A 16212-nucleotide genomic window follows, 5' to 3' on the forward strand; every position below is an offset into this window, starting at 1 on the left:
CACGAAAAGAAACGGGCCGGAACCTTGTAAGGTTCCGGCCCGGCGCATTTGGGGCGTCGTCGGAAGACCTACGCGCGCAGCATGCCGAAGCGCTTGGCAATGGCCTCCTCGAACTCCTGCTGGAGCGAGGAAACCAGTTCGTGCACCGACTGGATGCGGTCCACCCGGAACACGTTGGCGCCGGAGAAGGCGAAGCCCTTCTCCAGGTTGCCCTTCATGGCGTTGATCAGCGCGGCGGCGATGCAATAGGGGGTCTTTTCCTGTTCGCAGGTGCTGATGCACTTGAACACGCACTTGAAGGGCTTCCTGGCGCCCTCGCGCATGGCCTCGATGAACGAGTTGCCGATGGCGCGGCCGGGCATGCCCACGGGGCTCTTGATGATGGTCACGTCCTGTTCGGTGGCGTCCACGTAAGCCTGCTTGAAGCGGTCGTCGGCGTCGCATTCGTGGGTGGCCACGAAGCGGGTGCCCATCTGCACGCCCGCTGCGCCCAGTTCCAGGAACCGGGTGATGTCCTCGCCGGTGTACACGCCGCCGGCGGCGATGACCGGGATGCGGCGGCCCTTTTCGTCCTCGAAGGGCTTCACCGCCTCCACCACCTGCGGAATGACCGCTTCCAGCGAATGGCTGGGGTCGTCGATCTCCTCGGCCTTGAAGCCCAGGTGGCCGCCCGCCTTGGGGCCTTCCACCACGAAGGCGTCGGGCACGTAGTCGAAGCGCGAAATCCACTTCCTGGCGATGACCGAGGCCGCGCGGGCGGACGACACGATGGGCACGAGCTTGGTGCGGAATTCTTCCTTCTTCTGGTCGCAGGCGTCGCGCAGGTGCCTGGGCAGGTCCAGCGGCAGGCCCGCGCCCGAGAAGATGATGTCGGCCCGCTCCTCGATGGAGGTGCGGACCATTTCGCCGAAGGTGGTCAGGGCCACCATGATGTTCACGCCCACGATGCCCTGGGTCAGCTCGCGGGCCTTCTGCAGCTCGCGGCGCAGGGCGCGGACGTTGGCTTCGATGGGGTTCTTGGCGACATCGGGTTCCTTCATCCCGATCATGGCGGCGGCGATGACGCCGATGCCGCCTTCGTTGGCCACGGCGGACGCCAGGCGCGACAGCGAGATGCCGACGCCCATGCCGCCTTGCACGATGGGTATGCGGGCGACCAGGTCGCCGATGTTCAGGGTCGGAAAAGGCATGATTCAGTCCTCCGGTGCGGTGCGTGCGTGCCGGTGAAGGCACGCGGAATGAACCGGGCCCGCGCGCATGCCTGGCATGGCCGTGGGCGCTCCGGTGTGCCGCCATGCGCGGGCGGCGCGCGGAAGACGCGCGATGCGGCATGATGCCGGAATCGCACCGTCTCCGGGGCTGCATCGGAGGCTTTCGGGCAGCGAAGCGCCGGGTGGCGTCGTGCGGTACGGTGGCGGCGGTGCGGTTTCTCCCGCGCAGTCCCCACTGCGCGGGCGCATGCGCCGCCGGGCCGTGGCCGGGCGGACGCCGCGCTTGGCGGCACGGAAGGGCCGATGCGGCCCGTTCCCTCAGCCACGCATTTTACACAGTTTCGTGCAAGAGCACCAGTCGCAATGTTTGCCGTCGCGCGGCAGCAGCAACGGCGCTTCGGCCATGTGCCGCAGCAGGAAGGCGAGCAGGGCGGGGATGCGGGCGGTGATGGCCGCATCGCGGGTTTCGTCGTCGGTGCCCTCGCCGAACAGGGGCAGTTCCTGCCCGGCATCGCGCAGGATGACCCAGGCGGCGTCGTGCACGTCGCAGCCGGAGTGCTGCCCGTACATGTGGACGTAGGCGGGCAACTGCACGCCGTGCAGGGCGTCGGCCACGTCGGCCAGCAGGCCGGGGTCGCGGTCGGGGGTCCAGACCTCGATGCGTTCCCACAGCGCGTCGTCGGACCACGCGGCAGGCTTCCACTCCACCTTGCCGGTCTTGTAGTCCAGGATCACCGCGCCTTCGCCGTCCTCGAACCCGCGCAGGTCCACCCGGTCCACCCGGCCGTGCAGGCGGCGCACGCGGCGGCCCGCGCTGCCCGGCACCTCTATGCTGGCTTCCACCGGCTCTTCCAGTTCCAGCACCGTGAACCGTTCCGGCTGGCGGGACAGGTAGCGGCCAAGGCGTTCCGGCCCGGCCACCTCCAGCATCAGCAGGGCGTCGGGCGGTAGGCGGCCAGACAGGCCGGACAGGTCGGAGGCGGCCAGCCGTTGCAGGAACAGCCGTGCCAGGTGATCGGCGGAAAGCTCGTCGCGGCGGACCTCGCGCCCCTTGTGGGGCAGGTGGAAGTCCAGCAGCACCTTGTGCAGCAGGTCGCCCACGGCCAGCGGGTCGTCGCCCTCGTTGACCTCGTCCGGCGGGGCCAGCCCGGCCAGCCGTTCGTGAAAGAAACGCACCGGGCAGGTCAGCCAGGCGTCGAGGGTGGAGGGGGAGACGGGCGCGTCCAGCAGCCGTCCCAAGGCCGCGTCGATGGCCGGGGTGCGTTCCATGGGGCGCGGCGCGGACCGGAACGGACGCACCGTGCACGTGGCGGCGTACAGTGGCGGCTGGCCGGGGGAGAGCAGGCCGCCGCGCGCGCGTTCCTCGCGCCACAGCAGTTCTTCCACGAAGCGGCTGCGGATCTTCTTTTCGTCCAGCAGGCCGCTGCGGTCCACGCCGGTCTGGTAGCACAGCACGGCTTCTTCGGCCCCGGCCAGCAGGCGGTGGAAGTTGTGCGCGGCCACCCGCTCGCGGCGGCGGGAATCGGGCAGCCCGGCCATGGCGCGCAGGCTGTCGGGCAGCAGCGGGTCGTGCCCCGGCGCGCCGGGCAGGCGGTCCTCGGTGGCGTCCAGCACGATGACCCGGCGGAAGCGCAGCAGGCGCGTTTCCAGCATGCCCAGCACCTGCAACCCGGCCAGGGGCGTGGCTTCGAAGGGCACGCGCTCTTCGCGCAGGGTTTCGCGCAGGATGGTGTGCAACACCTCGCGCGGGAAGGGCGTGTCCGCCAGTTCGCAGTCGCGCAGGGCGGGGATGACCCGCTGCATGAGCCGGAACAGGCATTCCGCGTCGATGGGAAAGCGCTCCCACAGGGTGCCGCCGTGGGCCAGCAGCAGGTCGCACAGCGCGCCCACGGCATCGGCCACGCGGGCCGGGGTGTCCGCCGTTTCCCAGCGGGCCAGGCACAGGTCCAGCACGCGGTACAGCAGGGCGGCTGCCGGGCCGTGCTCGCCGCCGGGGGCCGCCTGGGCCACCTGGCGGGCCAGCGCGCGCGGGTCCACGAAGCTGGCCCCGCCGCGCACCACGTTTTCCATGAGGTGGAACAGGTCGCGCAGGGGACGTTCGCCGTCCAGTTCCAGCATCTTCAGGTACGGGTGGCGGATGCACTCGATGACCGTGCGCCAGTGGTAGCACAGGGTGGGCGGCGCGGCGGCGCGGGCGGTGCCTCCCATGCCCTCGTCCGGCCCGTCCTGCTTGTCCTGCTGCCCGGCCAGCGAGGTGGCGGGCCGGGCGGTTTCCTGCAGGCGCATCAGGGTTTCCACCAGCCGCACCAGCGTGGAACGCACCAGGGGATAGCCCATGGAGATGTTCACGTCCTTGTCCGGCAGGTGGTGCAGTACGGGCATGAGCAGGCCGGTGTCCGGCAGCACCACGGCCGTGCCCGCCAGTTCGTCAGCTTCCGGGGACGGGAAGGCATCGTCGCTTTCGATTGCTGGGGTTAGATTCGATTCCTTTGAATTATCGGAGGGGGCGGCACCGGAGCGGAGCACATTTTCCATGACCAGCAATTGCGAATGCAGGTCGTAACCTTCATGAAAAACGATCGACGGGGTGTGCCCGGAAGGCGGGCAGGCCAGCGCGGCCCCGGCCCGCCACGAGGTCAGCCAGCGCACGTGGTCCTCGCAGGTCCAGTGCACCGGGCGCGCGCCCAGGCCGGCCACGGCCGCGTCGGTGTGCAGGCACACCGTGGCCCCTTCGTGCCGCCACAGGTGCAGGAACAGCGCTTCTTCCGTGCCGGTGAGGGTGGAGAACCCGGCCACGAACAGCCGCTTGCCCGCCAGCAGCGGGGGCAGGGTGAAGCCGTCGGGGCGTTCGGTGGCGCGGCCCGTTTCACCGGGGCCGGGCAGCAGGCGCACCGAGCGGAAGGCGTCGAACCCCGGCGTGGTCCAGCCGCGCTCTGTCAGCGCCGCCGCGTACGCCTCGTGGATGCGGCCCAGCGCGCCCAGCAGGGCTGCGGCAAAGGGGGCCACCTGGCCTTCCAGGTACTGGTAGTCTTCCGGCACGCGGTTCTGGACGAAGAATTCCTCCATCAGCGCGGCAAGGCGCACGCCCCACGGAAAGAACCTGCGCTGGTCCGTGGCGGCGAGGGGTTCGTACAGTTCGTCGCCGGGGCGGGCCAGACCGCGCACGCACTCCATGAGCAGGCCCACCCGGTCCAGCAGGGGGACGGGCCGGGCCGGGCGCGCGGCCGGGTCTTCCGCATGGGCGCGCAGCAGGGCGAACATCTGGCGCACCGTGAATACGCGGGGCAGCAGGCAGGGGCGGGCGATGTCCGGGGCGCGGCGGATGCGGTCCACCAGATAGCGGCCGGGGCGGCCGTGCGGAAAGACGAACACGGCGTCGCCGGGGCGGCCGCCGGTGGCCTCGACGAGCGTGGCGGTGAGCCCGGCCAGGAAGTCCGTGTCCCACGGAAAGATCAGGAACGGGCGCGGTCCGGAGATGCCGTGCGGGGCGCGGGATGCGGCACGTGGGGCAACGCGGCGGGTGGCCCCGCGTCTGGACCGGGCGGCGGACGGCGCGCCGGGCATGAGAATGTCGTCTGGACCGGTCACGGGCGGTGTCCTCGGGATGTCGTGTCGGGCCGGGCGGCGGGCAGTTCCACGGGCTGCACCGTGCGCCCGTCAAGGTACACCAGCACGCCGCGCACCCCCCCGCCATGCATCCCGGACGGGCCGCGTCCGGTGGCCTCGGCCAACAGGCCGAGGTAGCGGCGCACCTGGGCCACGTGGTCGTCCGAGGGGCGGCCGGTCTTCCATTCCACCACGGTGCAGGTTTCCTCGTCGTCCACCATGAGGTCGGTGCGGTGGATGCTGCCCTGCGCATCCATGATGGATTGCTCCGGCACGCCGTGGGTGAACCAGTGTGCGGCCTGGGGCAGCGCCGCCAGCCATGTCAGCATGGCGGTGAGTTCGCGGGCCGTGGCGTCCGGTTCCGGTACCGGCAGGGGGAAGGCGCGCATGCCGTGGGCTACGGCGCGTGCGGCGTCCTGCTGCGGGTTGCCGGTAAGGCGCAGTTGTTCCAGGCAGGCGTGCACCAGCATGCCGCGCCGCCGTTCGGTGAAGGTGAATTCCTCCAGCTGGTTGCGGAAAATCTTCAGGCGCGGCAGCCACTGCATGGGCCGCCACGGGGCGGCGTCCGGTGACTGGTCTGGCGACTGGTCCGGCGACTGGTCCGGTGCCTGGTCTGGTGAGGGGGCTGGCGATGCGTCCGGAACATCGGGCGGCACGGCCTGCGCTTCCGCTTCCCCCTGCGTACCTGTCTCCCGCGCCGGGGGCGCTGTGCCGGTGACGTACTCCTGCTCCGTATCGATGCCGCATCCGGTCAGCAGGGCGCGCACCCCGGCCAGCAGCGACGAGTTTTTTTCCGCGAACGGGGTGGAGGTGACGTAGGCATGCAGTTCGTCCACCGGGCGCGTCCAGCCCACGTAGAGCAGGTGCAGCTTTTCGGCGGCGGCCGCCGCCTGCGCGCGGTGGTAGCGGTCGCCCATTTCCGGGCACAGCGGGGCCAGCAGCGGCTGGCCGTCCAGTTCCGCCACCACCAGCGGCGGGTCGGCGCGGTCGGGCTGGTGGTGGAAGGGGATCACCACCACCGGGAATTCCAGCCCCTTGGACTTGTGCATGGTCATCACCCGCACGGCGTCCATGGCCTCGGGCATGGGCACCTTTTCCTCGCCGCCGCTCTCGGCCCAGAATTCCAGAAAGGTCGCCAGCGAGGTGAGCCCGCGCGATTCCGCGTTGTGCACCACCTCCAGGAACCGGCGCACGTAGCCGATGTCCTCCGGGTGGCGCCGGGCCACCCGGAAGCGCTCGAAAATTTCGCGCACCGTGTCGTAGGGGCCCATCAGCCCGGCGCGGGCGTAGAACGGGGCCAGCCACGTTTCCCACGCCACCGGGAAGGCGGTGCGGAAATCGGCCAGCAATCCCTTGCCGCCGCGCGGGTCGTCGGCGGGGCGGGCGCAGCGGTCGGCCAGCCAGTCGCGCAGCGCGCGGCCGGAAAGGCCGCTGACCCCGCCGAACAACTCCTCGCCGGTCAGCACCTCCCACAGGGCCAGCGCGTTGGGCGGGTAGTCCAGGAAGGCCAGCAGGGCCACGGTCTGCGTGACCAGGGGGTGGTCGGCCAGGCGCAGGCTGTTTTCCGTGACCACCGGCACGCCCCAGTCCATCAGCCACGAGGCCACCAGCGCGGATTCGTCGTTCTTGCGCACCAGCACGGCCACGTCGCGCCACGGGCGGCGGGCGGCCAGATCGTCCAGGAACAGCGCGCGCAATTGCTGGCGCACCTTGTCGCGCAGGTCTCCGTTGTCCTCTCCGGTCACCGGCACCATGCGCACCAGCCCGCCCTGGGCGGACGTTCTGTCCGGAACTCCTTGCGCCGCCCCGGCAAAGGCCCGCGCCACCGACGCGGCGGCCTCGTCCAGCACGTGGTCGGGCGTCTTGTCGCCCAGCATGGCCGAGAGCACGCCCCGCGCGCGCAGCGGATCGTCCAGTTGCGCGAACACCGTGTTGTTGTGCTGCACGATGGCCACGCGGCTGCGCCAGTTGCGGGGCAGGGTGTTGCGCTCGGGCGTCGGGACGATGGCCGTGAGCGCCGGGGATGCCAGGATGTCGTCGAACAGGGCGGAATCGCCGCCGCGCCAGCCGTAGATGGCCTGCTTCACGTCGCCCACCCAGGTCAGCCCGCCCCCGCGCGACAGGCATTCCACGGCCAGCGGCTCGATGGCGGCCCACTGGTCGCGGCTGGTGTCCTGGAATTCGTCGATGAGGATGTGCGCAAGGCGCGTGCCCATGCGGCAGAAGGCTTCCGACACGCCGAATTCGCCGTTCAGGACGTCGCGGGCGTGCAGCGAGATGAGCGGCTGGGGCAGCTTGCCCTCGCGCCGCTGGAAGTCGGGCAGGTGCGCGGCCATGGCCCGGGCCAGACCGGCCAGCGGGGCCACCTGCAAGGCGCGCTGGATGAGCCGCCCGCGCACGGCGAAGTCGTTGCAGGCGTCGCGCCAGGCGTCGAAGGCAGCGCGCGCGTCGTCGCTGGCAACGCCCTTCGATTTCTTGAGCAGGCAGTCGTCCAGCCCGCCCTTGTCCAGATAGGCGGACCTGGACAGCGGGGAAAAGGCCCCGTTCTCCGCGCACTTGTCCAGAAACTTGTGCAGGTTCGCGGCGGCGGCAAGCTGCTCTTCGGCCAGGATGCGCGACAGGGCGGCGGTGGCGTCCCGCATGTCCGCGTGGATGGCCACCAGCTTGGCGGCCAGGGCGTCGGTGTCCACGTCGGGCAGGCCGCCTTCCGCCAGATGCAACTGCAACAACTGCGAAAGACGCATCCGCAGTCCGGTCCCCACGGTGAAGCCCTTGAGGTCGGTGTGGAACAGCAGCAGGCGGCAGGCGTCGCGCACGTCGTCGCGCAACTGGACATCGCCCCGGCGGGCGCGGTCCAGAATCAGGTCGTACAGCGGCTCGAAATACTCGTCGGGCGAGAAGGACGGCTCGAAGTCGGGCGGCAGGGACAGTTCCAGCGCGGCCAGACGCACCAGCATGGTCAGCAGGCTGTCGATGGTGCGGATGTTCAGCGCGCCGTAGCGCCGCAGGATGATATCCACCCAGCGGGCGGCGCGGGCCGGGGGCCACGCCCCGCCGTCACCGGTGTTCCCGGTTTGGGCCGGGTCGGCCAGGGCATGTTCCTTGAGCAGCCGGATGACCCGCTCCTTCATCTCCGCCGCGGCCTTGTTGGTGAAGGTCACGGCCAGGATGTCCGGCCAGCAGTGCCCGCCCTCCACGGCCAGCGCGCAGGCCCGTCCATCCTCGTCGCGCGCGCCCGCCAGCAGCGCCAGGAACCGCCGGGTCAGGGTGTAGGTCTTCCCCGATCCTGCGGATGCCTTGATCTGCGTCAGCGTTGGCGTGGGCATGGGGTGGATCTATCCGGAACGAATGAAGGAATTTTGGCGTGTTACCTGATTGGGGACAGCACTTCAATGCCTTTCCTGACCGTGCCCGGACGACAGGATTTCGGGCCTCCGGCAAGGAAGATGAGCCTTCCGCGACGGCATCCCACTGTTTTCGAGGCGCGGTCTCCAAAGCAGGATTTTCGTTCGCTGGCAAGGAAAACAAGCCGGCCATGAGGGAGTATACTCTTACCGTATTCGACCGACATGGCCGGCGATGTTTGACGACGCCAGCGGGCGAAAGGACGCTTTGGGGGCCGCGCCTAGATGGGGCAGGCTCGGGTGGAATCGGGCACCATCCCCGCCAGATCCACCTGCCCGGTGGACTCCAGCACCGCCCGCCAGTAGTCGGACGCCACGTTCAGCTTGCGCCTGGTGCGCGTCACCAGGTCCAGCGGCAGGTGCACGTAGCGGTCCATCAGCTTGGAGACCACCATGCCGGTGCGCCCGGCCATGGCGGCGTGCACGGCGTGCTGGCCCAGAAAGCCGCAGTACACCCGGTCGTTGGCGTTGGCGGGCACGGAACGGATGATGTAGCTGGGGTCGATGTACTTCAGGGCGAAGGGCAGCGAATGTTCGTCGCAGTAGCGCTTGATTTCCGAGCGCAGCAGGGTGGCGATGTCGCCCAGGATGGGGTTGCCCGAGGCGTCGGTTTCGCCGGTGCCTTCCAGCAGGTGCTGGCCTGCGCCCTCGGCCACCACGATCACCGCGTGGGCGCGCGAGCGCAGCCGCTTTTCCAGCGCGGGCAGCAGGCCCCCTTCGCCGTGCAGGGCAAAGCGCACCTCGGGGATGAGCACGAAGTTCACCTCCTTCAGCGAAAGGGTGGCGTGCGCGGCGATGAAGCCCGACTCGCGGCCCATCAGCTTGACCAGGCCCACGCCGTTCATGGCCCCCAGGGCTTCCACGTGGGCGCACTGGATGGCCTCCGTGGCCTTGTACACGGCGGTCTCGAAGCCGAACGACTGGCTGATGAAGTTGATGTCGTTGTCAATGGTCTTGGGGATGCCGATGACCGAGATGCGCAGGTTGCGCCGCGCGATTTCGGCCACGATGCCCGATGCCGCTCGCATGGTGCCGTCGCCGCCGATCATGAACAGGGCGCTGACGTTCATGCGTTCCAGCGCGTCCACCACCTCTTCGGGCGACTGCGGCCCCCGCGACGAGGCCAGGATGGTGCCGCCGAACTGGTGGATGTCCGAAACCTTGTCCGGGGTCAGTTCCATGAATTCGTGGCGGTACTTGGGGATGAACCCTTCAAGCCCGTAGCGGATGCCGATGACGGCGGGCACGTTGTAGGCGTGGTACGCCTCCATGACGATGGCCCGGATCACGTCGTTGATGCCGGGGCACAGGCCGCCGCAGGTGACGATGGCGCACTTGGTCTTGGAGGAATCGAAATACAGGTGGCTGCGCGGCCCGGCGGGCTCGAACAGCAGGGGCACCGATTCCGCGCCCAAGTCGGCGATGTGTTCGCGGTCGAGGAACAGGGGGATGCCCTGCTCGTCGGCGTAGCTGCCGTAGCAGAGCGGGGTGGGGATCTTGGCCGGTCCCAGGACGGGGATGGTGGTGTCCAGTTGCAGGACGCCGTTGTCGAAATGGGTCGAGGGCATGCGGTCTGTCCTCCTGGGACTGGCGGCTTGGAGTGAGGTGGGCGGAACCGGGTGGGCCGGGGAACCGGGTGAGTCGGCCGGAACCGGACGGCTGGCATTTCGTGTGGTTTTCTTCGGATATACCCACATACAATAGCACGGCGCGGCCCATAAGGCCAGCCTGCGCGCCCGCCCGGCATGGGGCACGGTGGGGGACACGGCGGGGGACACGACGGGGGGCGCGTCATGGGACACGGCGGGGGGCATGGCGGGGGGGGGCGCGGCGTGAATGTTCCAACCAGCCTTTCACGCCCGGAACGGATGGGAAAAGGCGGACGGCCTGCGCCGTCCGCCCGTTGCCTTCATCCTTTTGGCCAGCCCTTCCGCGCGGGGAAGGCTGCGCTGGCGAAACTGACGCCGGAGCTACCAGGGGGTGGTGGGGTACTGCATGCCCAACTGGGTATCCAGCATGGCCTGCGAGGTTTCGCGCAGCACGGCCGCGTTATGGCGGGCGCACTTGTCGCAGCCGATGCCGGGCAGCACGGCCACCGCGTAGCGCACGCAGGTGCCGGCCAGTTCCAGCAGGCTGTTGCCCAGCGAGGTGAGCACGCAGTAGTTCTTCCACACGTACAGCATTTCGTCGCGCACGCGGGCGCGCACCACGCCGTTGCCGTTCAGGTCGAAGTCCTCGACCTCGGGCCGCAGGACGAAGGCGTCCTGCGCGCAGGCGCGGGCCTGCGGCACCACGGCCACGTTCCAGTCGAACATCACGGCGCGGCGGATGCGGCGGCACAGGTCGTATCCGGTGAACTCGTCGCCATGGAAGCGTTCGTCCAGCGGCCCCAGCTTGCGCAGGGCGGCGGTCTTCACGGCGGCGAAGGCCAGCGAGACGGACTGCACGCGGGTGGGCTGCTGGAAGTGCTTTTCGCCGTAGGCGGGCCAGTTGAACCAGGTGCGCGGCAGGCGGCCGGGCAACCCGCTGAGGCGGGCCAGCTTCACGATCAGGCCGGGCAGGCGGGCCGCGCCGCGCAGCACGGCGTCCTTGGGGCCGTTGACCACGCCGCCCGCCACCATGCAGGCGGGGGTGGTGTCCATGTGTTCCGCCAGGCGGCGGGCCGCGCCGGGGCACAGGGTGGCGGCCGGGTCCACGAAGATGATCACGTCGCCGGTGGCGCGGGCGATGCCCAGGTTGGCGGCGGCGGCGAAGCCTGCGCCCGCCGGGGCTTCCACCAGCACGGCCTCTGGCGCGATGTCGCGCGCGTTGCGCACGGTGGCGTCGGTGGAGGCGCGGTCCACCACGATGATGTCGGCGGATTCGGCAAGGCCCGTCATTTCGGCCGCGGCGGCGCGGACCGAGGCAAGACAGTCGCCGATGTACTTCGCCGCGTTGGCGGCGACGATGACGAACGAGAGCTTCATGCGGGGGTTCCTTTGGGGCTGTTGTGCGTTGGGTGCCGTGGGCGGTGGGGAGGAGCCGGGAGTACGGCCACCCCCGGTTGTCCGGTCCGGAACTGGCCGGGGCGGACTACATGTGCCGGATCATCCTCACCGGATCAGGCCCAGTTCGGCGGCGGTCGGCGTCATGGCCTCGATGGCGATGGTCAGGAATTCGCCGAGCTCAAGGCCAATGGCCTCGCACTCGCGGATTCGTTCGCGGCTGACGCTGGCGGCGAACGCCTTGTCCTTCATCTTCTTTTTCAGGCTGGAGGCCTGCATGCCCTCCATGCCGGTGGGGCGCACCAGCGCGGCGGCGCTGACCAGGCCGGTGACGCTTTCGCCGCAGCGCAGGGCGCGGTCGAACAGGCTGGTGGGCTCGCGCCCGGTGCATTCGCTGTTGTGGGCCACGATGGCCTGCACGGCCTCTGGCGGCAGCCTGTCGCCGATGAGGTCCACGGCCACCAGGCCATGGTGTTCGGGGGTGTCCTTGGTGAGCGGGTAGTCGATGTCGTGCAGCAGCCCGGCCAGGCCCCACAGTTCGGCGTCCTGCCCCAGGCGCGCGGCCAGGCCGCGCATGACGGCCTCGGTCGCCAGGGCGTGCTGGACGAGGTGGGGTTCCGGGTTGTGCGAGCGCAGCAGTTCGATGGCTTCGGCGCGGGGGAGCATGGGGGCCTCCGGAAGACGGTCTTCGTGAAACGGGTCACATGGTCTCCGGACCTTGTACGGTACGAGCACGGGCGTTGCAACCGCCGGACGCGGGGCCCGTCCCGGCCGGGGTGCCGCCGCCGGGCCCGCGCGGGGCGCGGCTTTGTTGACACGTGCCCCATAAAAGCGGAAAAGAGGAGGTTATTTCGCCAAGGAAGGCGGGGATGGCCGTCACGCGGCCATGCGGCGCAATCGGCCCGCGTCCCCTTCCGCCGGAATGTTTCCGGACGGGCGTCAACCGGCTGCAACCGGCGAGCACGATGGAACGAATACTCGGCATAAAATTCCGTGAATACGGACAGATATACTACTTTCTCAGTGGCGGCCAGCCCGTTGCCGTGGGCGACAGGGCGATCGTGGAAACCGACCAGGGCCAGGGCATCGGCGAAGTGGTGGCCCTGCGCGACGACCTGCCCGAAGACGCCGGCGAGGCCGAGGGCGACCTGAAGCCCATCCTGCGCGTGGCGGGCGGCGAAGACCTGGAGCAGGCGGCGGAAAACGAGAAGCTGGGCGAAGAGGCCCGCGCCTTCTGCAACGAGTGCATCCGGGGCCGCGACCTGGAGATGAAGCTGGTGGACGTTGAAGTCTTCTTCGACCGCAGCAAGATCATCTTCTACTTCACCGCGCCCACGCGCATCGACTTCCGCGAACTGGTCAAGGACCTGGTCAAGAACTACCGCACCCGCATCGAGCTGCGCCAGATCGGCGTGCGCCACGAAACGCAGATGATCGGCGCGGTGGGCAACTGCGGCATGGTCTGCTGCTGCCGCCGCTTCCTGCGCAAGTTCGCCCCGGTCACCATCAAGATGGCCAAGGAACAGAACCTGTTCCTGAACCCGGCCAAGATTTCCGGCATCTGCGGGCGGTTGCTGTGCTGCCTGAGCTACGAGCAGGAAAACTACGAGGAATTCCACCGGCGCTGCCCGCGCCTCGGCAAGAAGTACCTGACCACGCGCGGCGCGGTGAAGGTGCTGCGCGCCAACATGTTCCGGGGCAGCCTGGCCCTGCTGACCGAGACCAACGAAGAGGTCGAGGTCACGCTGGAGGAATGGCAGCAGATGGAGCCGCGCCGTCCCGACCAGGGGGGTGGCGGCCCCGGTGGTGGGCGTCCCGAGGGACATCACGAACGCCGTGGCGATGGGCCGGAAGGCCAGGCCCCGCGTGAAGGCCGTGACGGGCGGGAAGGGCGCGACGGACGCAGGTCCGAGCGTGGCGATCGCCCCGAACGCGGAGAGCGTGGTGACCGGCCCGAACGTGGTGACCGGCGCGAAGGCCGCGCCCCGCACGCCCAGTACGCCCAATACGACGGACAGTCCGCCCCGCGCGAGGCGGCACCGGCGGGCAGCATTGCCCAGGCCGAGTTCGCCGCCACCTTCGATACGTTCATGACCGGCGGTCCCGCGCCACGGGCCGAGGTGGCTGACGCCCCCGAAGCGCCGACCACGGCGCCCGGCGTGTCCGGCACGACCGGAGGCGCAACCGAAGGCGCAGCTGCCGCTCCGGCGGAAGCGACGCCCCCGGCGGTTCCCGCACCGGATGGCGAATTGGCTGCCCCGGCGGCAGCGGCGTCCGCCGTGTCCGCCATGTCGGCCGGTCCCGCTGGCGGCGATGCGCCGCAGGCCCCCGGTGCGGATGCCCCGGCGTCAGGTGCAGCCACGTCAGGCGCAGCCTCGCCCGTCGCAGCTTCTTCCGGGCCGATGTCTTCCGGGCCAGCGCCTTCCGGCACTGCTCCGGCCGTGACGCCCCCTGCCGCGGGCGCACCGGCGGCCATCGCCATGCCGCGCGCGCGCGGACCGCTGAAGAACACCGATCCGGCCACCCTGCGTTCCAGCCGGGGGCGGCGCAAGCGCAAGCGGCGTCCCTCCGGTCCCCGCGAAGGGGGAAGGGGCGAGGGCGGTTCCGGCGGCGGGCATGACGGCGGCCACGGCAACGAATAACTGACGGCATCCGCCAGCCCGGTTCCTCCGGTCCGGCCCGCCCCGCAGAGGCAGGCCGGGCAACCTACAGGCAACAGCTTCCGCCCCCGGCGCGTGCCGGGGGCGGCCATCATATCGGAACGGCGGCGCGGCAGGCCCGCGCCGCCCGCATCGCCCGAATCGGGAGACACACGTGGACCGCTTCTACATCACCACACCCATCTACTACGTCAACGCCAAGCCGCACCTCGGCCACGCCTACACCACCATCGTGGCCGATTCGCTGCGCCGCTTCCACCGGCTGCTGGGCAAGGACACCTACTTCCTCACCGGCACCGACGAGCACGGCGACAAGATCGTGCAGGCGGCCGAAAAGGCCGGGTGTTCGCCGCAGGAATTCGTGGACGGCGTGAGCACGCAGTTCCGCGATTTGTGGCCGCACCTGGGTGTGGAGTACGACCAGTTCATCCGCACCACCGACCCCGTGCACAAGAAATGCGTGCAGGACGTGCTGCAGAAGGTCCATGACAGCGGCGACATCTACTTCGGCGAGTACGGCGGCCACTACTGCTACGGGTGCGAGCGGTTCTACACCGAGAAGGAACTGGAGAACGGCCTGTGCCCCCAGCATCAGGTGAAGCCGGAATACATCAGCGAGAAGAACTACTTCTTCCGCATGTCCAAATATCAGGACTGGCTGCGCCAGTACATCCTGGACAACCCCGACTTCATCCGTCCGGAACGCTACCGCAGCGAGGTATTGGGCATTCTGGACAGCGGCGCGCTGGAAGACCTGTGCATCTCGCGTCCCAAGTCCCGCCTGACCTGGGGCATCGAACTGCCGTTCGACACCGAGTACGTGTGCTACGTGTGGTTCGACGCGCTGATCAACTACATCTCCGCGCTGGGCTGGCCCGACGGCGAGAAGTTCGGCCGCTTCTGGCCCGGCGTGCAGCATCTGGTGGCCAAGGACATCCTGAAGCCTCACGCGGTGTTCTGGCCCACCATGCTCAAGGCGGCGGGGCTTGAGCCCTACAACAACCTGAACGTGCACGGCTACTGGCTGGTGCGCGACACCAAGATGTCGAAATCGCTGGGCAACGTGGTGGACCCGCTGTCCATGATCGACAAGTACGGCCTGAGCGCCTTCCGCTACTTCCTGCTGCGGGAGATGCACTTCGGCAGCGACGCCAGCTTTTCCGAGGATGCGCTGGTGGCCCGCCTGAACGCGGACCTGGCCAACGACCTCGGCAACCTGTTCAGCCGCGTGCTGTCCATGACCGCCAAGTACTTCGGCGGCGTGGTGCCCGCGCAAGGCCCGCTGACCGAGAACGACGAGGCCATCCGCACGCTGGCGGAAGAGGCGCAGCGCAACTTCGTGCGTCTGTTCGAACGGGTGCGTTTCTCCAATGCACTGGAATCGCTGTGGGAACTGGTGCGCGCCCTGAACCGCTACGTGGACCACGCCGCGCCGTGGGCGTTGTTCAAGCAGGGCGACACCGAACGCCTGGGCACCGTCATGTACGTGATGCTGGAATGCATGCGCAAGGTGGCCGTGCACCTGTGGCCGGTGATGCCCGAGGCGTCCGGCGTCTTGCTGGGTCAGTTGGGCCAGACGCTGGACCCGGCCTCCGTGAAGCTGGCGGAAGAGGCCGACCGCTGGGGCGGGCTGGCCGCCGGTACCACGGTGGCGGCATCGTCCAACCTGTTCCCCCGCGTGGAACTGGAAAAGCCGGAAGCGGCCAGGCCCGACAAATCCGCCAAGCCGGAAAAGGGGGCGGAAGGCAAGAAGAAGGACAAGGCGGCAGCCCCCCCCGCGCAGGCCGCCGCGCCTGCTGCCATATCTGCTGCTGGTGACGTGCCCGCCACCATCGAATTCGCCGACTTCCAGAAGCTGGACATCCGCTTCGGCACGGTGCTGGTGGTGGAGCGCCACCCCAACGCCGACAAGCTGTACCGGGTGGAGGTGGACCTTGGCGAAGCTGCCCCGCGCCAGATCGTGGCGGGGCTGGCCGAATACTTCGAGCCCGATTTCCTGTTGGGGCGGCAGGTGGCCGTGGTGGTCAACCTTGCCCCGCGCAAGCTGCGCGGCCTGGAATCGCAGGGGATGATCCTTGCGGTGCGCACCGATGGCGGCATGCAACTGGTGGCCGCGTCCGGTCCCGTGGCCAACGGGGCCAAGGTGTCGTAACGGGGTTTTCAGGAGCCGGGCCGGATTCTGAAACGCAAACCGCCCGCCGATGCATGTCGGCGGGCGGCTTTTTATGGCTTTAGCCAGTTGAGGGAGCGAAGCGACCGAAACAGAAAACCACCCGCTATGCGGGTGGAGTCAATCGGTTATACCAAAAAACACCTTTCCGGTTACGCTATAGGTGTTCAAGCCAGT

At 69.3% G+C, this 16212-nt stretch carries 8 protein-coding genes; 2 read left to right on the plus strand and 6 right to left on the minus strand.

What is annotated here, in order from left to right; all coding sequences use genetic code 11:
- Positions 1-68 precede the first annotated feature (68 nt).
- The 6 genes from V6B97_RS15150 to V6B97_RS15175 all read right to left on the minus strand — a co-directional run bounded on the left by V6B97_RS15150 (position 69) and on the right by V6B97_RS15175 (position 11871).
- Positions 69-1190 carry an NAD(P)H-dependent flavin oxidoreductase gene (locus V6B97_RS15150; protein WP_333507348.1) on the minus strand — a complete coding sequence of 374 codons (1122 nt, stop codon included), beginning with the start codon at positions 1188-1190 and terminating at the stop codon, positions 69-71.
- A 339-nt stretch (positions 1191-1529) separates the two neighbouring features.
- Positions 1530-4799 (minus strand): PD-(D/E)XK nuclease family protein, encoded by a 3270-nt coding sequence (locus V6B97_RS15155; protein WP_333507349.1) that lies wholly within the window; start codon positions 4797-4799, stop codon positions 1530-1532.
- Positions 4796-8143, minus strand: a complete 3348-nt coding sequence (locus tag V6B97_RS15160; protein WP_333507350.1) for a UvrD-helicase domain-containing protein — start codon at positions 8141-8143, stop codon at positions 4796-4798. Before V6B97_RS15160 ends, V6B97_RS15155 begins: the two co-directional genes overlap by 4 nt.
- A 299-nt stretch (positions 8144-8442) precedes the next feature.
- Positions 8443-9789, minus strand: coding sequence for an ATP-dependent 6-phosphofructokinase (locus V6B97_RS15165; protein WP_333507351.1), 1347 nt, complete (start codon positions 9787-9789; stop codon positions 8443-8445).
- 402 nt (positions 9790-10191) lie between these two features.
- Positions 10192-11187, minus strand: a complete 996-nt coding sequence (locus V6B97_RS15170) for a glycosyltransferase family 2 protein (RefSeq protein WP_333507352.1) — start codon at positions 11185-11187, stop codon at positions 10192-10194.
- A 126-nt stretch (positions 11188-11313) separates the two neighbouring features.
- Positions 11314-11871 carry an HDIG domain-containing metalloprotein gene (locus V6B97_RS15175; protein WP_333507353.1) on the minus strand — a complete coding sequence of 186 codons (558 nt, stop codon included), beginning with the start codon at positions 11869-11871 and terminating at the stop codon, positions 11314-11316.
- A gap of 299 nt (positions 11872-12170) precedes the next feature.
- Between V6B97_RS15175 and ricT the strand changes: the two genes are divergently transcribed.
- Together ricT and metG are read left to right on the plus strand one after the other, a co-directional pair.
- Positions 12171-13847, plus strand: a complete 1677-nt coding sequence (gene ricT, locus V6B97_RS15180; RefSeq protein WP_333507354.1) for a PSP1 domain-containing protein — start codon at positions 12171-12173, stop codon at positions 13845-13847.
- A gap of 172 nt (positions 13848-14019) precedes the next feature.
- Positions 14020-16017 (plus strand): methionine--tRNA ligase, encoded by a 1998-nt coding sequence (metG, locus tag V6B97_RS15185; protein ID WP_333507355.1) that lies wholly within the window; start codon positions 14020-14022, stop codon positions 16015-16017.
- Positions 16018-16212: the final 195 nt, after the last annotated feature.

Origin of the sequence: Nitratidesulfovibrio sp. 1201_IL3209 (assembly GCF_036763125.1) — a bacterium.
Lineage (GTDB): Bacteria > Desulfobacterota > Desulfovibrionia > Desulfovibrionales > Desulfovibrionaceae > Cupidesulfovibrio.

What these genes read in the sequence shown, in the direction of transcription:
- V6B97_RS15150 (WP_333507348.1), bottom strand. Translation starts at nt 1,190, where the DNA reads ATGCCTTTTCCGACCCTGAACATCGGCGACCTGGTCGCCCGCATACCC.
- V6B97_RS15160 (WP_333507350.1), bottom strand. Translation starts at nt 8,143, where the DNA reads ATGCCCACGCCAACGCTGACGCAGATCAAGGCATCCGCAGGATCGGGG.
- V6B97_RS15165 (WP_333507351.1), bottom strand. Translation starts at nt 9,789, where the DNA reads ATGCCCTCGACCCATTTCGACAACGGCGTCCTGCAACTGGACACCACC.
- V6B97_RS15170 (WP_333507352.1), bottom strand. Translation starts at nt 11,187, where the DNA reads ATGAAGCTCTCGTTCGTCATCGTCGCCGCCAACGCGGCGAAGTACATC.
- V6B97_RS15175 (WP_333507353.1), bottom strand. Translation starts at nt 11,871, where the DNA reads ATGCTCCCCCGCGCCGAAGCCATCGAACTGCTGCGCTCGCACAACCCG.
- ricT (WP_333507354.1), top strand. Translation starts at nt 12,171, where the DNA reads ATGGAACGAATACTCGGCATAAAATTCCGTGAATACGGACAGATATAC.